General features: G+C 36.4%; 19 protein-coding genes. 15 read left to right on the forward strand and 4 right to left on the reverse strand.

Annotated features, from left to right (window positions below; genetic code table 11):
* Position 1: 1 nt before the first annotated feature.
* Positions 2-2,425, forward strand: a complete 2,424-nt coding sequence (locus tag J4G36_RS01660) for a glycogen/starch/alpha-glucan phosphorylase (protein ID WP_246880370.1) — start codon at positions 2-4, stop codon at positions 2,423-2,425.
* A 341-nt stretch (positions 2,426-2,766) separates the two neighbouring features.
* Positions 2,767-4,212: a carbon starvation CstA family protein gene (locus J4G36_RS01665; RefSeq protein WP_210468087.1), complete on the forward strand. Its 1,446-nt coding sequence runs from the start codon at positions 2,767-2,769 to the stop codon at positions 4,210-4,212.
* A 213-nt stretch (positions 4,213-4,425) separates the two neighbouring features.
* On the opposite strand, the gene J4G36_RS01670 is transcribed toward J4G36_RS01665, so the two are convergent.
* Positions 4,426-5,118 (reverse strand): SDR family oxidoreductase, encoded by a 693-nt coding sequence (locus J4G36_RS01670; RefSeq protein ID WP_210468088.1) that lies wholly within the window; start codon positions 5,116-5,118, stop codon positions 4,426-4,428.
* Positions 5,119-5,302: 184 nt separating this feature from the next.
* Here J4G36_RS01670 and J4G36_RS01675 point away from each other — a divergent pair, with 184 nt between their 5' ends.
* Entirely contained in the window at positions 5,303-5,722 is a 420-nt protein-coding gene (locus J4G36_RS01675; RefSeq protein ID WP_210468089.1) for a hypothetical protein, read from the forward strand.
* Positions 5,723-5,751: 29 nt separating this feature from the next.
* Here J4G36_RS01675 and J4G36_RS01680 read toward each other — a convergent pair whose 3' ends face one another.
* Positions 5,752-6,120, reverse strand: a complete 369-nt coding sequence (locus J4G36_RS01680; protein ID WP_210468090.1) for an SLAP domain-containing protein — start codon at positions 6,118-6,120, stop codon at positions 5,752-5,754.
* A gap of 967 nt (positions 6,121-7,087) precedes the next feature.
* Between J4G36_RS01680 and J4G36_RS01685 the strand changes: the two genes are divergently transcribed.
* From J4G36_RS01685 to J4G36_RS01710, 6 genes are read left to right on the forward strand one after another with little or no spacing between them, the layout of a single operon-like run.
* Positions 7,088-8,197: a hypothetical protein gene (locus J4G36_RS01685; RefSeq protein ID WP_210468091.1), complete on the forward strand. Its 1,110-nt coding sequence runs from the start codon at positions 7,088-7,090 to the stop codon at positions 8,195-8,197.
* 3 nt (positions 8,198-8,200) lie between these two features.
* Positions 8,201-8,479 (forward strand): hypothetical protein, encoded by a 279-nt coding sequence (locus J4G36_RS01690; protein ID WP_210468092.1) that lies wholly within the window; start codon positions 8,201-8,203, stop codon positions 8,477-8,479.
* Between the two features lie 5 nt (positions 8,480-8,484).
* Positions 8,485-9,888 carry a T7SS effector LXG polymorphic toxin gene (locus tag J4G36_RS01695; RefSeq protein WP_210468093.1) on the forward strand — a complete coding sequence of 468 codons (1,404 nt, stop codon included), beginning with the start codon at positions 8,485-8,487 and terminating at the stop codon, positions 9,886-9,888.
* 22 nt (positions 9,889-9,910) lie between these two features.
* The gene (locus J4G36_RS01700) at positions 9,911-10,330 is read left to right on the forward strand and encodes a DUF5082 family protein (protein WP_210468094.1); all 420 of its coding nucleotides are present in this window, start codon (positions 9,911-9,913) and stop codon (positions 10,328-10,330) included.
* Positions 10,331-10,364: 34 nt separating this feature from the next.
* Positions 10,365-10,823, forward strand: a complete 459-nt coding sequence (locus J4G36_RS01705; RefSeq protein ID WP_210468095.1) for a hypothetical protein — start codon at positions 10,365-10,367, stop codon at positions 10,821-10,823.
* A 51-nt stretch (positions 10,824-10,874) separates the two neighbouring features.
* The gene (locus J4G36_RS01710) at positions 10,875-11,498 is read left to right on the forward strand and encodes a hypothetical protein (protein ID WP_210468096.1); all 624 of its coding nucleotides are present in this window, start codon (positions 10,875-10,877) and stop codon (positions 11,496-11,498) included.
* A 113-nt stretch (positions 11,499-11,611) separates the two neighbouring features.
* Here J4G36_RS01710 and J4G36_RS01715 read toward each other — a convergent pair whose 3' ends face one another.
* Positions 11,612-12,013, reverse strand: a complete 402-nt coding sequence (locus J4G36_RS01715; protein WP_210468097.1) for a hypothetical protein — start codon at positions 12,011-12,013, stop codon at positions 11,612-11,614.
* A 257-nt stretch (positions 12,014-12,270) separates the two neighbouring features.
* On the opposite strand from J4G36_RS01715, the gene J4G36_RS01720 reads away from it, so the two are divergent.
* Positions 12,271-12,861 carry a hypothetical protein gene (locus tag J4G36_RS01720; protein ID WP_210468098.1) on the forward strand — a complete coding sequence of 197 codons (591 nt, stop codon included), beginning with the start codon at positions 12,271-12,273 and terminating at the stop codon, positions 12,859-12,861.
* 269 nt (positions 12,862-13,130) lie between these two features.
* A complete protein-coding gene (locus tag J4G36_RS01725; protein WP_210468099.1) occupies positions 13,131-13,736 on the forward strand; it encodes a hypothetical protein in 606 nt (201 codons plus the stop codon).
* A 57-nt stretch (positions 13,737-13,793) separates the two neighbouring features.
* Here J4G36_RS01725 and J4G36_RS01730 read toward each other — a convergent pair whose 3' ends face one another.
* Positions 13,794-14,024: a hypothetical protein gene (locus J4G36_RS01730; protein WP_210468100.1), complete on the reverse strand. Its 231-nt coding sequence runs from the start codon at positions 14,022-14,024 to the stop codon at positions 13,794-13,796.
* 502 nt (positions 14,025-14,526) lie between these two features.
* Here J4G36_RS01730 and J4G36_RS01735 point away from each other — a divergent pair.
* From J4G36_RS01735 to J4G36_RS01750, 4 genes are all read left to right on the forward strand, one after another.
* Entirely contained in the window at positions 14,527-15,786 is a 1,260-nt protein-coding gene (locus tag J4G36_RS01735) for a sensor histidine kinase (protein WP_210468101.1), read from the forward strand.
* 11 nt (positions 15,787-15,797) lie between these two features.
* Positions 15,798-16,682, forward strand: coding sequence for a response regulator (locus tag J4G36_RS01740; RefSeq protein WP_210470378.1), 885 nt, complete (start codon positions 15,798-15,800; stop codon positions 16,680-16,682).
* A 143-nt stretch (positions 16,683-16,825) separates the two neighbouring features.
* Positions 16,826-18,100, forward strand: coding sequence for a cation:dicarboxylate symporter family transporter (locus tag J4G36_RS01745; RefSeq protein WP_210468102.1), 1,275 nt, complete (start codon positions 16,826-16,828; stop codon positions 18,098-18,100).
* Between the two features lie 301 nt (positions 18,101-18,401).
* Positions 18,402-19,061 (forward strand): MOSC domain-containing protein, encoded by a 660-nt coding sequence (locus J4G36_RS01750; protein WP_210468103.1) that lies wholly within the window; start codon positions 18,402-18,404, stop codon positions 19,059-19,061.
* Positions 19,062-19,084: the final 23 nt, after the last annotated feature.

Raw genomic sequence — 19,084 nt, forward strand, 5'->3', positions numbered from 1 at the left:
TTTGCCTGAACTAACAGTGGATGAGTTTATTGAGAAAATAGGTCATAAATTAAAGCAAGAAACAGGAAAAGATCTAAAAGATGCCCGTAATAGCGATATATATTATGTAATTGCAGCGATTGTCAATGAAGAAATGATGCCCCAATGGGAAGCAACAAAAAAGAAATATGAAGAAAAAATGAATAAGCAGGTTTACTATTTATCTATGGAGTTTTTAATTGGCAGTTTGCTCAAAAGCAATTTGCTGAATTGCGGAATGCTGGATATTTCAAATCAAGCCTTACACAAGCTCGGTTTCAGTCCGGAAGAAGTATACGGACAGGAGCATGATGCTGGTTTAGGAAACGGTGGCTTAGGCCGTTTAGCAGCATGTTTTCTTGATTCGTTAGCTTCTTTGAAATATGCAGGTCACGGTTTTGGCATCCGATACCGTTATGGTTTATTTGAGCAGCGAATTATTTATGGAAATCAGATTGAACTGCCTGATAATTGGTTGGAAAATCCGTATCCGTGGGAAACTAGACGTGCAGATGAAGCAGTAAGTATTGATTTTCACGGGGATATTAGCATGTTTCAGAAGCAAGATGGAAATCTTGAATTTAAATATGAAAACACGGATAAAGTAATGGCTGTTCCGTATGATATTCCCATTATTGGTTATCAAAACGGTGTCACGAATACACTTAGACTTTGGAGTGCTGAGCCGGTAAAGCAGAATGAAGACCATGAGGACGGGGATTCAAACTATTTCCATGAACTCGATCATCAGCATTCGATTGAACGAATATCAGGTTATCTTTATCCGGATGATTCCCAATATGAGGGGAAAGAGCTACGCTTAAAGCAACAATATTTTCTGGTTTCCGCGAGTTTACAACAAATCATAAAAACCTATCAGCAAAATAATCGAAAGTCTTTAAAGCACTTGGCAGAAAAGGTTGTCATACAAATCAATGATACACATCCAACTTTAGCGATTCCAGAACTTATGCGAATATTGCTAGACGAAGCGAAATTCAGCTGGGATAATGCTTGGAAGGTAACGACAAAAGTCATTGCATACACGAATCATACGACCTTAAGTGAAGCCTTTGAAAAATGGCCGGTAGAGATGATGAAGCACTTATTACCAAGAATTTATATGATTATTGACGAGATTAATGAACGATTTTGTAAAGGGATTTGGTTTGACCATAAGGAGTTGAGGGAGGAAATTCCCGAGTTGGCGGTTATTGCCGATGGACAAATTCATATGGCGCGTCTTGCAATTGTAGGTAGTTTTAGTGTAAATGGTGTAGCTAAATTACATACGGAAATATTAAAAAAACAGGAAATGAAAAACTTTTATTCACTTTTCCCTGAACGTTTTAATAATAAGACGAATGGAATTACACACCGCCGTTGGCTGCTACAGGCAAATCCAAAACTAGCATCACTTATAACGGAATCTATCGGTTCACAATGGATTCAGCGTCCAAACCAACTTATAAATCTTTTAAAGTATTCGAGTGACCAGCCTTTTTTAGAAAAGGTCAATCAAGTAAAACTTGAAAATAAGCAAATTTTAGCTAAGCTGATCCATGACCGCACGGGTATTTTAGTGGATGAACAATCGATTTTCGATGTGCAAGTCAAACGATTACATGAATACAAGCGGCAATTGCTGAAGGTTTTTCACATCATGTACTTATATGATCAGTTAAAATCAAGTCCCAATATGGATATGACACCCCGGACCTTTATATTCGGAGCAAAAGCAGCGCCCAGTTATCATTTAGCCAAAGAAGTTATTAAACTCATTCATAAGGTCGCCACGATTGTAAATAACGATCCGGATATTCGGGATAAGTTAAAAGTCGTTTTCATAGAAAATTACAATGTGAGTTTAGCAGAACGCATCATACCCGCTGCCGATATTAGCGAACAAATTTCAACAGCAGGTAAAGAAGCATCAGGCACTGGGAACATGAAGTTGATGATGAATGGTGCTTTAACAGTCGGCACATTGGATGGTGCAAATGTTGAAATCCAACAAGAAGTAGGAAGTCAAAACATTTTCATCTTCGGCTTAAAATCAGATGAAGTCATCCAGTACAATAACCACGGCGGCTACCGGGCCATGGATCTTTATCATAGTGATGACCGTATTAGCAGGATACTTGATCAATTAAATAATGGATTTGGCACAGATGAAATTGAATTTAAAGATATCTATTACAACATCCTGTATAACAACGATCCTTACTTCGTGCTAAAAGACTTCGAACCTTATTTGGAAATCCAAGAGCACGTGGAGCAAGTCTATCGCGATAAATCAAAATGGCTCTCCATGAGTCTCACAAATATCGCTTATTCAGGTAAATTCTCAAGCGATCGCACAATCAAAGAATACGCGACAGAAATCTGGAAGATAAAGCCTGTATAACACGTTTTGAAGATGCTTTTAAGTTGCCACTAAGGCACCTTGAAAGCATCTTTTTAGATGTAGCTTTTTAGGTACCCTTTTTAGGTACCCTTTTTAGGTGCCTGTGCAAGACACTACTCAGTTAATTCACTACAATTGCATAAGTTGTAAATGAGGTATCGATTGGGTAAGGATTTATCGATAACCTTTTTAATTTTTATTCACATTATTGAATTGTCATAAATGTACGACGCACAGGCACCTTTCTGAAAAGGAGTAGAGCGCTTGTTTTTATATTGTTATAGTATATAATTGTCGCTATACCAAATTGTTAGTATTTTTAAATTATAGGAGGCGCGTTGATGGCTACTTTTTTAGGTTCAATTATTTTATTACTAGCCGGGTACGCGGTTTATTCGAAAGTGATTGAGAAAGCATTTAAGATTGATGATTCTCGTAAAACGCCCGCGTACACCGTAAATGATGGCATGGATTATGTGCCGATGAGCTGGTGGAGAGGTTGGCTAATCCAGTTATTGAATATTGCTGGTTTAGGACCTATTTTCGGTGCAGTTGCAGGTGCGTTGTATGGACCTGTCGCATTTATATGGATTGTCTTCGGTTCGATTTTTGCCGGAGGGGTTCATGATTATTTTTCAGGTATGTTATCTTTGAAACATAACGGGGCACAATTCCCACAAATCGTGGGAAAATACTTAGGAACTTTTGCACGAAAATCGATTGTTGTCATTACACTTATTTTAATGATTTTAGTAACAGCAGCCTTTACAGCAGGTCCAGCACAGCTAATTGCTCAAATTACACCGATTCCCTTTATAGGTGCATTAGTGATTGTATTTGCTTACTTTTTACTCGCTGCAGTTATGCCGATAAATAAAATTATCGGTAAAATATATCCACTCTTTGGTGCAATCATAATTTTTATGGCGGTTGCGATAGGGGCGGTGCTCGTATTTGGTAATTATACGATTCCTAACTTGACATTAAGTAATTTACATCCTGGGGAGTTACCAATTTGGCCATTGCTAATGGTGACGATTTCTTGCGGAGCGCTTTCGGGTTTTCATTCAACGCAAAGTCCAATTGTTTCTAGAACGATGAAGAAAGAGTCAGAAGGACGCAAAGTATTTTACGGTGCAATGATAGGAGAAGGTGTGATTGCACTGGTTTGGGCGGCAGCAGGAATGACATTTTTCGGTGGAACGGGCGGACTTCAGGCAGCGCTTGCCGCGGGTGGTCCAGCAGGTGTGATTAATGAAATGTCTTCAACGATGCTTGGTACAATCGGAGGGATTTTAGCCCTTTTGGCAGTCATTATTTTACCGATTACGACAGGAGATACAGCGCTTCGTTCTTCAAGAATGATTGTCATGGAGTCAGTATCTAAATGGTTTGATCCAGACAAGAAGCGCACGGTTTTGATAGCGACAGTTCTGCTCGGTATTCCAGCATTTTTATTATCAACGATTGACTACTCATTCTTATGGAGATACGTAGGTGGGACAAATCAGCTTTCGGCTACAATTATGTTGTGGGTTGTCGTTTCTTACCTATTGAAAGAAGGACGTGCACATGCGCATATACTCGCAGGGGTCCCAGCACTTTTCATGACGGGTGTCGTAGCAACTTACTTCCTATACGCACCTGAAGGATTGAACTTGGCGTATTCACTTTCACTTACTATCGGCGGTATTATCACATTTATTGTGTTTATGATGTACATACGACAAATTATTCGCCATCGAGAAGTTGCGGTGAAAAATGTAGTAGTAGAATCGAGTAACTAATGTTTATAAAAAACTGATTTCCTTATGTATAGGAAATCAGTTTTTTTGGTACCTTTTTTTGGTACCTGTGCAAGACACTACTCTGTTTATTCACTACAATTGCATAAAGTGAAAAAAGGATACCGACAGATAAAACTTTGTCGGTATCCTTTTGGTTATTTATTCGTAGTCGTGAATTGTCATTATTGTGTCTTGCACAGGTACCCATTAATATCAGTGATTTTTTATGACGACTTGCTCTACGTTTAAATTTTTTCTAACTTTTGCGTTATGGTAGATGATGTCAGCAATGTCTCCTGGGTCCATTAATCCTGCTGTTTGGGATTCGTCGAAAATACCGTCCCAGAATTCTGTTTTCATGCCACCCATATAGGCGCCGAATACGTGAATGTCGGTTTCTTCAAGCTCGACCAATAGACTCTCGTGGAATCCACGCATACCAAATTTACTTGCGCAGTATACAGACTCTGTTGATTTCCCTTCTAAACCAGCTGTGGAGACGATGTTTAAAATGCTACCGCTATTTCTGGTTTTCATGTCGGCGAGTACTTCTTGTGTACAGAAAATGGTCCCTTTTATGTTAATGTCAATCATTTGGTGGACTGCTTCTTCTGATAAATTTTCCGCTAAATCAAACACACCAACGCCGGCATTATTTACAAGGACATCTACTGTGCCTAAGTTTTCTTTAATACTTGTGAGAACGCGGGAGACTTCTTGTTTAGAGGATACGTCCACTGAGAAAATTGAATGATCTTCGTTTGGTAAGCCTTGCGCAGTACGCTTTAATTTTTCTGCCGTTCTTCCGAGTAAACAAACATGATAGCCATCTTCTGCGTACTTTTTCGCAAGTGATGCACCTAATCCACTTCCAGCACCTGTAATTACAGCAACTTTTTTATTCAAAATTAAATCGATCCCTTCTGATACATAATAATTACTATTATAGGCTAATTGGCTGTTGAATCCAATGGAGGTACTTGTACAAGAAATTGTACGAAGGAATTTATGCGTTTTTTGCATAATTCGTCTAATTATAAATTTAGGTTCTTAGGCATAATATTAAAAAAGAACACAAGGAGTGGCCTTTGTGAAAATGGGAATCAGTGGTTTACTTGGATTTGGTCTACTTTTATTAGTAATAATTATGCTATTTATCTATGCTCGTTTCTCAAATATAGAAATGAATATCGACACAAATTTATCACATGAAAAATGGGATGTTTCGCTAGAAGAAGCTAATGACTATCTGGAATCCTATCATATGGAAGTTGGATTCTATAAAAAAATGGGGGAGCGGTTAAGAGAAAAAGGCTATGAACACAGTTTACATGCAATTATGGATGATGAAAACGAAATCCGCATTAAAATCACCCTGTCCAATAAAAAAGCAACTGAACAAGAACGAATAGAAGTAAAAAAGATTTTAGAGGAAACAGCTATCAATCATAAATTAGATCCTAAGATATTTAAGGTTGAAGTTATTAACGATGATAGTTCAAATGGTTAGGTGATCGGTCTGTCATTAACCCTAATTTATTATCGTGATTTATTAATAATCGTATAATGTGGATGTGCTTCTGTTTGATTCCCTTGTGTAAATATAAAAGTCCACGGCATTGATGTTTTGGCTGGAATCGCTAGAGGTAGGGTGAAAATGCCTGTAGCAATTTGCCTGCTGTCTTGATTATAAGCGATCACTATATCTCGTGTAGGAAGGGAAGTCTCTTTCCCGTTGAGAATGAGAACTGTGACCAACCGCTCCGCTTTATGATTGATTGCATCCCATAAAAATGAAAACTGAATGTTGTTTACAAGGTGCCTAGATTGAAAATGGACCTTTATTTTATCTCTATCCGCGGGTGCAATTGTCTTATCCCACGCTGGTTCAAAATACAATGTTTGCATCTTCGTCCCTCCCGTTTATGTATGTTGTTTCTATTATATAGGAAATGTTTCATTTGGTGGGGGATGACATTTAATTCACGGCATGAAAATTAATGCAAGCCAATATTAATAAAACGAACCTGTGCCAGAAACTGCATAGGTACGTTTTAACTTTAAATTCACATGCTAAGTAATTGAATATAATATGGTAGAATTGCTTCATACATAGCGCTATTGAAAACTAGGAATGTTGAAGGTATTTCATAAAGCAGTTCTAATGTCGAATCGGGAGGGGCATATCGTTGGTTGGAAAAATCAATTATGCATCCCAAAATTTTAGGTACCTGTGTAAGGAACTATTCGGAAAATACACTACAATTGTATAAAGTGTAATCGAGAACATGCTATATTAGGCTTTGTTGATATCTTCTTGAATGTTAATCCGACGTTGTGAATTATCATAATTGAACCTTGCACAGGTACCTTTCATTGGTACCTTTTATTTGTATTAAAAAGATATTTTAAGTATTTAATATGTTTATGTTAGGGGATATGAAAATGAGAAAGTACTGGTTTTTAGGTACCTGTGCAAGAAACAATTCAATAAATTCACTACAATTGCATAAAATGAAAAAGGGATGTCGACTGTATAATGCTTTGTCGATATCTCTTTGTTTTTTTATACAAAGGTTTGAATTGTCATAATTATGCCTTGCACAGGTACCTACATAAGTCCTTTAGTGAGGGTATTTGAAACTACATGAACGCTCACTGTTCTTTTAAATTGAAACTTTGGTTGTGGGTGATTTTGTTCATTTTATAGGTAGTTTTGTTAATACCTGTAAACAATAATGTGCTTTGCTATAATTAACCATAGCAATTCAACTATATTTTGTTGATAGAAACGAAAAATAACTTATATGATTTAAAATAACTTATATGATTTAACCTTTAATCAAGCGTATACAAAATAAAAGGAGCCCAAACGATGCATTTATTTGACGTAAATGATGTGAAGGTAAGCCTGAATCCCGCAGATCTAAAAGATGATGTTTACGTATCATTATCGATCGGCACCGGATTTTTACCTAGACAAATATCACATAACAATGAAACTATCTTGATTGGGTCAGCCTCTGCTAAGCTGTTCCTTAATTATGTAGCTGCGTCTATCAAAACAAATCATTCTATAGAAATAACTCCTGTCGTCTCGATGACATCATCCAGTCTTCTCATTAAAACGTCAAAAGCCAGGTTTTTATCAGACGTTCAAACGATTTTTGATACTTTATTTACAATCGAGCTAGATGAAGAAAAATGGCTTGTTGAAAAGGAAAATACTCTTAATCGGTTTAAAAAGAATTATAAAGATTTAAATTTCCGCGGCCGAATGAAATTTCAGGAATTCACACATGCCAACAAGTCTTTCAAATTAGATGGACTCACGAAAGACTTGTTAGACGTTGACCTTGATACCGTCCATACGATAAGGAAATCACTCTTTTATCCTGAAAATTGTTTTCTATTTATTCATGGGAATATCGATGTGAAAACTGTAAGAAATCTCAATGTGGAGAAATTCGCTGATAAAGAAGTCATGCAACTTTATGAACCAGTTGATATTTATGGCCTACATGATGAAAAATTGGTCGTTAAATCTAAGGGGAATTATGCAGTTGGTAGTATTAAATTTGATCGAGAGCCAACTTTAACTGATTTGGCCAAGGAGTATGTCGTACTTACAATCATTGGTCAAATCCTATTTAGAGGCGCTTATTTAATCGAGGTGGATCCTTTGGATGCGAGTCTCGTATACAAAGATAAACTAGCGCAATATAAGCATGATGTCTTCACACCAATTACAGATAAGAATGTAAAAAAAGCAATAAAAGACATCTATCAATCACTCTATCAGGAGTTGGTTCTTTATCCTTTCCAATTTATTGAAAAGGTTGGAAGGCTTCACTTTAACGGCATCAATTATTTTGAAGCAATGGCCATTTTGGAAACGATTAATCAAGATGACATGATGGAGTTTTTAAAAGCAAGAGATTATAAAATTAGAGAAGGGCATTTGCGATATTATAAGGAGGGGTAAAATTTGGAGGTTTATTTAAATCCGGATGCTTTTAAAGGCGAGGTTGATAGTTTTAAAGCGACTACAGGGGAACTAGCGAGTCTTTCTGTAAAGGATACTGTGAATGCAAATAAAGATACCATTTTAGATTCAGTGAGTGAATTAATTGCGATAGTGAATCTATTTAACGAATGCGTCGAACAATACATGGCATTGTCAAATAAGGATGTTGCGGAAATGGAATCTTTAAGAGAGAAATGGGTGCAGAAGGACTTAAACCTTGCAAATGAAATGGATGGGTGAATGCTATGCCTAGGCTAGTAAATGAGGAATTGAATGAGATTGTTGAAAAATTAAATAAGTATGGAGATGATGTATCCACAAGATTATACGAGCAGTATAAAACATCTCTTATTCTTTCGAAAACGAATAACTTCCGTGGTCAAGCGGGGGATGCTTTTAAAGCGTATATGAGTATTTCTCATATCAATTTATCTCAGAAAATTATTAACATAATGGCAGAGGTATTAGAAGCAGCAAAAAAAGTGCAATCCGATTTTTTAATGTTTGAACAAAGCAATCGTGGCATTGTTGGTTCAACTACAATGGAAGGCGTAAAGGATCGGATTAATGGGAAAAGCGGACAGTTTTTAGCGATTGATAGCCATGCAAATCAATTACTTAGTCAGGCATCTGAATTTATTGCAACTACAAACTTGCCAGGAGACGAAGTTTTTCAATCATTTGATGAAGTGTTGAAAAATATTAATAGAAGGCGTAATGAACTTTCGGAAATCGATTCTCGTGTCTCCAATAATCTAGGTGATTTGATAACACGTGTGTCACATTTACAAAGAAATATTTTTGAGCTGTCTGAAAACTTTCGTGATAAAAATGGCATTCATTATAGTAAGTTAAATAAAATTCCGGAACAAGCATGGTATTCAACTGAAAGTAATGGGGCTTTTGAGACTATGGTAGAAGATGATCCTTTTATACATCATGCGGGTGTTGCAAGGGGCGATGAGGGGCAATGGGTTGTTGGAACAAGTGATCAAAATTATTTGGCTAGTTCTGGTTATTTAGCCGGCGCATCTGGTCAATTTACACGAGATGGACTTGCATTTGATGCCGAAGGGGAAGCTGCCATGGCGAAAGGCTCCATCGAAGGAAAAACATTATTTGGATATGGGACAGGTGAAGTAAAAGGCAAGCTTTTGGCTGCGGATGGAGACTTTCATTTAGGAAAAGATGGGGTATCAGTTGAAGGGAACGTTGCGTATGCCAAATCTGACGGCAAGGTTATGGTCGGATCTGAGGAATTTAATGGGTATGCGAGTGGGTCGGCAGAGGTTTTTACAGCAGATGGTCATGCCTCTTTCGTACTTCCATTAGATCCAGATGACAATGTTAAAGTTGGATTAGGCGGAGAAGCAACTGCGGCAAGCGCAAAGGCGGAGGCCGGCATCACAATATTTGGTGTGGAAAGCCCGGGATCTGAATTTAATGAAGTGAAATCTGTTTTGGGAATAGATGGAGAAGTGAGTGCAGGTTTACAAGTTGGAGTAGGTTTGAAGTTCGAGAGTGAACCGTTTTACTCTACTGATTACTTTAATGTACGAGCAAATGAATTAGACATTAATTTAAAGGTCTTAGCGGGAATCAAGATAGCCGTGCAAGTACCAACCGTACAATTGAAATGGCCGTGGTAGAAGAGAATAGGTGGTGAAAGATGTGAACGAAAGAATCACGCTTCAAAATCAGTACAACTTAAAACAATCTGAGTTAAATCATTGCAGTTCACAAATAGATTCTCTAAATGTTAGAATTGAATCTCTTAAAGTTATAATAGGGAAATTTGAAGAGTTGAAAAGTGATTTGCTAGATTTTAAAAGTAAGTTGAATGGGGAATCCAAGGAAAGTCATACTCATTGGAAAGGTCAGTTATTGAATGAACATAATAACTTATTTAAAAGCTCGTTAATCAAAGGGAGTTTATCAACCTACATTAAAAAGGTTGACAGGAATTTGGATGATTTAAATACAGAATTAATGAGGTTACAAAATGAAGCATACAGTACAGAAGGTTTAATTGGACAAATAAAAGCATCATTAAATTGGATATCGACGAAGATAGGGAATTTGGTCAATTAAAAAGTCATCCATATGAAGGGAAGATACACAGCTAGTGGGAATAGAGATTGTATTAGCAAAAGCACATGAAAAACAAAGAAATCATCCTGAAGTGCAAAGAGAATTAACAGATATTCAAACCTTTTTTGATGAAAATGAATTCGATTTCAAACAGAATACAGTTAACTTTGTCTTACTGAGAGGGCTTTATTCGCATGTTGATCGTATCATTACCGTAATCGGCGTATTTATAAATAAAACCGATAAATTGATTCACACTTTGAATGCTAAGATGGCCTTTCAAGTGCCAGCAAATCCTGAAGCGACGCTAAGTAATGTAAAATTAGACCTTCCAGAACACTTTTTAGGTGAATTAAAGCCTGGCGAAGGATTTGTCTTACATATAAAGGTCATGACGAAAGGGTTACCAGCAGACAAAGAAATTTATCAAACAACTGAACTTTCAAGTGAATTACGTCAAATAGAAGTTACTTATCCTGTTAATAAAGAATAAAATGATTTATTAAAAACAACATAGTATAATCAAAAGTTAGGAGCATTTAAATTGAGAAAGTATTTATATTTATTGACAATTGTAATGGTTCTTGCATTAGCAGCGTGTGGCAAAACAGAAGGAAATGCTGATAAACCTGTTAATGATGAGACGAATCAAGCAGAAGATACTAACAGGACTGAAACGAACGGAACAGAAGGAGATTCACAGAGCGGTGAGACGGATGGGAGCGAACAAGGTTTGAAATTACAAGTTTTAAAAGGTGACCAAGAAGCAGGTGTAACTTTAGAGAATAGTGAATTATACAGAGAGTTAAATAAAATAATTCAAAAAAATCCGGCTATCGGCGTGGCGGATGATTTCAGTCTTTATATAGTGAATACAATCCATGACGATCAAGGCGAATCTAGGTTAGTCCTTTTTGGAATAAACCGATTACCGGTGGCGATTAAAAACTTTTCGTTTAAGTATACATTAGGTAACAAAGATAATGAATATGTTTGGGAAAAGCAACGCGTTAAAATGAACGAGGAAGAGGCGGGTATTTTAGAGCCGAACAGCGCTCTTCCGATTGTATTGGAGCTTACTGAAGAGCAAGAGGAATTATTGAAAAGCTTGGACAATGATAATCAAGTGATGGTAATAGATGACTTCACATTTGAAGAAGTGAAATAAATATTACCAGAAAAAAATAACCACGCAAACAAATTTGGTTGCGTGGTTATTTCTTATTTATTTTATGAGCGGTGGATACTGGACTTAGGAATCACTTGAAAAAAGATGTCTTTTCATTGTTTAATTAGCTTAACTTCAGCGCGACCATCCTTTGCATGTGTCCCGACTAATTTTAAGACAGGCTTTATTTTATTAAACTCCATGAAACAAGTCCCTTCTGTAGAAGAAGTGGTTTCATCGAAAAGTTGGTTATCAAGGGACATCGTTAGATCACCTTCTTTAGTTTCCAACTTGTAAATCACTTGATAGGTAACATTCGGTTGAACCAGAAAATTTCGCATGAAGAACGTATTAAACAATGTAAAGTTTAAACTGATCTTTTTGAAACCAAAGTATTTTGTGCCTAAGAATAATTTTTTAGGGCCTTTCGCAATTTTAATGGCTAGTATTGTATAGCCAATGACAATCGATAAAAAAATTAGGATCACCATCGTAAAATAGAAAATATTATTCATATTGTTAAACTCCTTTACTAGTAGTTCAAAGATATGTGGGCTGGTTACAATTTATAATTCTATTATGAATGCATAGTTGTTTATTGTCGATTTAATGTACCTAAATTCTATTTTAATGGTTTTTTAGGTGCCGTTTATTGGTACGCTTTTTTGGATTTTTATCCGAAGTCATGAATTGTCATAATTCAACCTTGCACAGGTACCTTTTCTAAGGTGCTTATCAAAAATAAATATTGTTTAAGTTAGGAGATATCAAAATGAGAAAGTACTTGGCATTATTAGCGGTTTTATCTGTTCTCGCTTTAGCAGCATGTGGGAAGACAGAAAATAATACAGAGAAACCTGTCACCAACGAAGAAAACAAAACAGAGTTTGAGGAAAATAGTATTGAAACAGACGGGAGCGAAAAAGGCTTGAAGTTACAAGTTTTAAAAGGTGACGAAGAGGCTGGAATGACAATAGAAAATAATCTCCTTTACAATGAGCTAGACAAAGTCATTCAACAAAACCCTGAAATCGGGGCGGACAATGATTTTAGTGTTTACGTTGTGGATACATACCATGATGATGACGGGAATTCGAAGTTAGTCATATTAGGAATCAACAGGTTACCAGTAGCGATTAAAAACTTTGAATTCACATATACGTTAGGCAACAAAGATAAAGAATATGTATGGGAAAGACAACCAGTTGAAATGAAAGAAGAGACTGCAGGAATTTTACAACCGGACAGTGCACTTCCAATCGTATTGTCGATTACTGAAGAACAGGTTGCAATATTAAATAGTCTAGAAGAAGGTCAAACAGTGATGTCAATTGATGGGTTCATATATGAAGAGGTGAAATAAGTATTACTAGCTAGATAATGTAAACACGCTACCAAATTTATTGGCGTGGTTATTTCATTTTTAATTTTTTTTAGAAGTAGATTTAAGGTATCCTGTACAAGAAGTTATTCAGAAAGACACTGATATTGTATGAAATATAAATGGGAAACAGGCCATATAAAGCTTCGTTGATACTCTTTGAATTTTTATCTGAAGTCATGAATTGTCATAATTCAACCATGCACACAGGTACCTTTTATAAAATAGCGTTTAAGTTAGGAGATATCAAAATGAGAAAGTATCTAGTATTATTAACGATTTTATCAATTCTTGCTTTGGCGGCGTGCGGGAAAACAGAAGGAAATGCTGGAACAGCTGTCGATGGCCAGACGAACCAAACAGAGGACACTTCAAAGGGTCATGAAAAAGCTGGCAGTGAGACGGATGGGAGCGAAGCAGGTTTGAAATTACAAGTTTTAAAAGGTGACGCAGAAGCAGGAGCGACTTTAGATAATAATGAGTTATACACTGAGCTAAACAAAATTATTCAAAAAAACCCAGACATTGGCCTAGAGAATGATTTCAGTCTTTATGTAGTGAATACCATCCATGATGATCAAGGAAATTCAAAATTAGTCCTTTTTGGCATAAACAAATTGCCGGTGGCGATTAAAAACTTCGCATTCGATTATACATTAGGAAATAAAGATAATGAATTCGTCTGGGAGAAACAACGCGTGACTATGGCTGAAGAAGAAACTGGTGTTTTACAACCGAACAGCGCAGTTCCAGTTGTCTTATCACTAACACACGAGCAAGAGGAATTAGTAAAAACGCTGGATGAAAATAATCAAGTTATGGCAATAGAAAATTTCACATTTGAAGAAGTAGAGTAAATTAAAAATAACCACGCTGACAAAGTCGTTAGCGTGGTTATTTTTGTAGGAAACAGTTCATTGATGTTTAATTAATTTAACTTCAGCATGACCATTCTTAGCATTCTCTCCGACGAGTTTTACGACAGGTTTTACTTTATCAAACGTCATGAGAACAGAACCTTCCACAGAGGTTGTCGTTTCTTCAAAAAGTTGATTGTCGAGGGACATGGTAAGCTTGCCTTCTTCAGTTTTTAACTTGTAAACTACTTCATAAGTAACATTTGGCCGAATCCAATAATTTCTCACAAAGTATGTATCAAATACTTTAAAAGATAAACTAACTTTTGTTATTTATCCCTAGGTATTTTGTTCCGTGAAATATTTTTAAAGGCCTGCTTTTGAAGACTTTAACCATAATCGTTATACTGCCGATGAGGAATAGAAAAAGAATAGTGAAAGCAATAATGTCATCGAATCTCATGATAGTTTAAACTCCTTTAGTTGATAGTTGTTCGTTTTAGTATTTCTGGTATCTAAATCTATTTCTATTTTACAACAAACATTAATAGTAATGTAATCTTTGGTATGAAATGTGTGCTATTCCTTGTGTAGTTAGTAGGGAGTCAGTGAAGTAAATAGTACTAGATAATGCAACCACGCTACTGAATTTGTTGGCGTGGTTATTTCATTACGACTTTCTATTTAGCGCAATCCGGGATCATGATTTAATATGAATACAGTAAATGATAGTCGAACGTATAGATATTTTGTTAAAATAGTCTAGAACGTGCAAAGGAGGGTCGCGGTTATGTTAAATAACCTTTTCAGTAAAAGTTTCAAAAGAAGTGATTGGTTATACTTAGTTTTTATAGCGCTAATGACTGCTATTGCAAGTGAAATTAAAGTAATTCCTTTTAATGGTGATGAATTTCGTTTCGGTTTTGGAAGTATTGCTTTCTTTCTTCTTCTTTTGATACGAACCCCAGCATTTCTGATTCGTACTGGTCTAATTACAGGCCTGACAGTTGTTTGTTTTCGACTATTTGGAGATATGCTGAACCATACAGATTGGTTGGTAAGTTTAAAAACCCATTCCCCTGTTTTTCTATTTTATTTTTTATTTGCAGTGGGATTGAGTTTTATTAAAATAGAGCAGTATAAAACTTCTCCGCTTCTCCTGGGAGCTTGGGCGGCAGCATTAGAGTTTATAGGAAATAGTGTAGAACAACTTGCAAGATTGTTATTAAATGGTGTGCATGTAACGTTACATGAATGGTTAATTTTAGTGGGAGTCGCATTACTGCGAAGCTATTTTGTCGTTGGTTTGTATAGCTCGATTATTATTTCGGAACATAAGAAACAGATGCAAGAAATGTTGAGTCTTGGTTCTGAATTGTATGCCGAAACCTTGTATTTGCAGAAGTCGATGGATCATATCGAACAAATTACCGCTTCCAGTCATGACTTATATAGAAGATTAAAGAAGAAAGAGCTGCATGAGTTAAGTGCGCGAGCATTACTCATCGCGCAAGAAATCCACGAGGTGAAAAAGGACTCGCAACGGATTTTTGCGGGTTTGTCTAAAATGACAAATGAAGAAAGAAATGAAAACTTCTTTTTGTCCGATCTAATAGATATTGTAGTGACTTCAAATAAGAAGTATAGTGAGTTATTAAAGAAAAACATTTCATTTCATTTTTCAATAGCCGGCGATTTTGAAACGAACCAACAGATTCCACTTCTTGCCCTTTTGAATAATATTGTAGCAAATGCTGTTGAATCGATTAAGACAAGAGGAGACATCGTTATAGAGTTATTTGAAGAAGGAGAAACCACCAATTTCATTATTAAAGATTCTGGTGCAGGAATTCCAAATGCGGATGTATCTGTGATTTTTGAACCTGGTTATACGACAAAATATAGCGTTCAAGGGGTAGCCGCTACTGGAATAGGTTTGTCGCATGTCCAAGAAATTATTCGACTATTAGATGGTCAAATTCAAATAGACTCTTCAGGAAATGGAACGATTTTCCGAATCGAAATCCCAACTGAAATAATTAGAAAGTGAGTTGAAGAAAGCTGCGATATTTTATTGTAGATGATGATACAGCAAGCCGTCGAATGTTAGCGCAAATTATAACTGAAGGTGCGCTTGGTGCAGTGATAGGCGAAGCGGAGAGTGGAAAAAAATCACTTCCTTTTATCCTTTCGACGCAGCCTGATTTTGTCTTAATTGACTTTTTAATGCCGGAATTAGATGGGATTGAAACTATCGAACAGTTACAAAAAGAGGGATTTCAAGGCCAGTTTATAATGATTTCTCAAGTCGTCAATAAAGAAATGGTAGGGGAGGCCTATGAAAGAGGGGTAGAATTTTTTATACATAAACCCATTAATCGAATTGAAGTATCTAGCATTTTAAAGAAGACAGCTGAACAATTACAACTAAAAAATTCTTTATTGCAAATCCGAGACTCTCTGGTGAACCTTGGCCCGAATACGACAACAAAAACGAGAAGGAATGTGAAAGAAACTGTCCTTTCTATTTTAAATGATATGGGAATAGTCGGTGAGTCCGGGAGCCATGATATCGTATCGATGATTGAAATTCTAATGGAAAATGGGGATGATAACCTTCAGGTACCTTCATTAAAAGAATTATATGAAAAAGTCGCAAAAAAAATGGATGTAAAAAACGTGGAAAAGGAAAGTAAAGCCATTGAACAACGGATCCGAAGAACAATTATTGCAGCTGTTAACAATTTAGCTTCATTAGGCTCCATTGACTTCACCAATCCAGAATTCGAATATTACGCGCCCCGCTTTTTTGACTTCGCAGAAATAAGAATTCGCATGAAACAAATTCAGGCGAATGAGGATACGCCAATGAAAGTGAAAGTGAATAGCAAAAAGTTCATTCAAATGTTGTATCGTGAAGTTGTTGATAAAACCAGCCACCCCTAATGGAATTACCAATGATTCTACGGAGAAAAAAATCCTGTATATAATGTCGGATTTTGTCGGATTCAATAAGTCGCCCGTAAACTGTTTCTTAAGCTTACTTTTTTTGAGAAAGCGTTTACAGACGATGAAGGGGTGACTTATTGATGAAAAGAAAATTCAAATTTCCTTTAGCCTATCAAATCTTAGTCGGATTAATCTTAGGGATTATCGTTGGTGCAATTTTTTACGGAAACCCTGCAGTTGAAACTTATATGCAGCCGCTCGGCACAATCTTTATTAATATGATTAAAATGATCGTTGTTCCAATTATCGTGTCGACATTAATTGTTGGTGTAGCTGGAACTGGAGATATCAAACAATTAGGCAAACTTGGCGGAAAAACTATGCTATACTTCCAGCTTGTTTCGTTAATTGCGATTGTTGTCGGATTATCGGCAGCAAATATTTTTAAGCCGGGTGATGGCATCGATATGTCATCACTGACAAAGGGCGATATCGATCAATATGTTCAAACGACAGAAGAAGTGCAAAATGAAGGAATTATGGATGTCATTGTAGGCATTGTGCCAAGTAATATTGTAGATTCAATGGCAAATGCAGATATGCTTCCACTAATTTTCTTCTCGGTATTATTTGGATTAGGAATTGCGTCTATCGGAGAAAAAGGAAAACCTGTCTTGGCATTTTTCCAAGGAACAGCAGATGCAATGTTCTGGGTGACGAATCTAATCATGAAATTTGCGCCAATTGGTGTATTTGGATTAATTGGTGTGACCGTGTCAAAATTCGGTTTAAGTTCGTTAATCCCACTTGGTAAATTAATGATTCTTGTTTATGCAACGATGATTTTCTTCGTTGTTGTTGTACTTGGTCTCATTTCCAAGATGGTAGGATCAAGTATTTTTTCAGTGATCAAATTATTGAAAGACGAATTAATCTTAGCGTATTCCACGGCAAGTTCAGAAACGGTATTGCCAAGATTGATGCAGAAAATGGAGAAGAAAGGCTGTCCAAAAGACATTGTTTCCTTCGTCATTCCGACGGGGTATTCATTTAACTTGGACGGTTCTACACTCTATCAAGCTCTTGCGGCAATTTTTATAGCACAAATGTATAACATAAACTTAAGCATTATGGAACAAATCACATTAGTTTTGGTCTTAATGGTCACATCTAATGGAATTGCAGGTGTACCAGGGGTTTCCTTTGTCGTTCTACTAGCAACACTCGGCACAGTTGGAATCCCGCTAGAAGGTCTTGCATTCATTGCAGGGGTGGATAGACTTCTTGACATGGGTCGAACAGTCGTAAACGTACTTGGAAATGCAACGGCAACAATTGTCATCTCAAAATCAGAAGGCCGCTTCAATCCTGAGGAAAGTAAAGATTATATGAAAACAGCTGAAGAGCTGGCGTAAGCTAGAAAAAATTGGGTACTCAAAATTGGGTACCTGTGCATCAAACTATTCACTACAATTGCATAATAAAAACAGAAAGTCGACAATGTAACACTTAGTCGACTTTTTTTTGATATTTTATACGATATCTTGAATTGTCATAATTCAACCTTGCACAGGTACCTTTTGGTTGGTACCTTTTGGTTGGTACTTTTTAGGATACAATGTATTTCCATTGCTTTTGTACTTTAAATAATTCTGTATAGTATAATATCATTTATAGTAAGTTCTAATTTGATAATAATAGGAGGCGTTTTCAAAGATGAGTCAAATGAAAAGGATTCATAATCTTTCTATCGGAACTCCTAAAACGTTAATTTATGAAAATGGTAAAGAAATTAATACAGGTATTTGTAAAGAAAGTGTTCATGATGCATTTCTAACGAAAAATGGATTTCGAGGGGATGGTGTGGCCGATTTACGTTTTCACGGAGGGGCAGATCGCGCAGTCTGTATGTATCCCTATGAACATTACACGTTATGGGAAGCGGAATTTAAGACGACTTTACCAACGTCTGCATTTGGTGAAAATTTAACAGTTGCAAATATGTTAGAAAAAGATGTTCATATAGGCGATATATTTCAAGTTGGCGAGGCCGTCATTCAAATTACGCAAAGTCGAATTCCTTGCAGTACAATTACAAAGCGAACGAATTTATCGTTATTATTAAAAAGAATGGTGGAAACAGGATATACAGGTTATCTATGCCGAGTACTTAAGGAAGGCGTTGTTAGAGACGATTCGAAAATTACGTTACTCAAACAACATCCTGAAAAACTGTCTGTGTTAGTTGCTAATGACATTTATTTTCAACGAGTAAATGACAAAGAAAGTATTGAGAAGTTACTTGATATCCAAGAATTAGCATCACGCTGGCGAGCGTCGCTTATCGTGCGTTTGGAGAAGTTGGACACTAAATAGAGGGTGTTCATAGCAAAGTGTTT

This window comes from Sporosarcina sp. 6E9 (assembly GCF_017921835.1).
In the GTDB taxonomy this organism is placed as follows: domain Bacteria; phylum Bacillota; class Bacilli; order Bacillales_A; family Planococcaceae; genus Sporosarcina.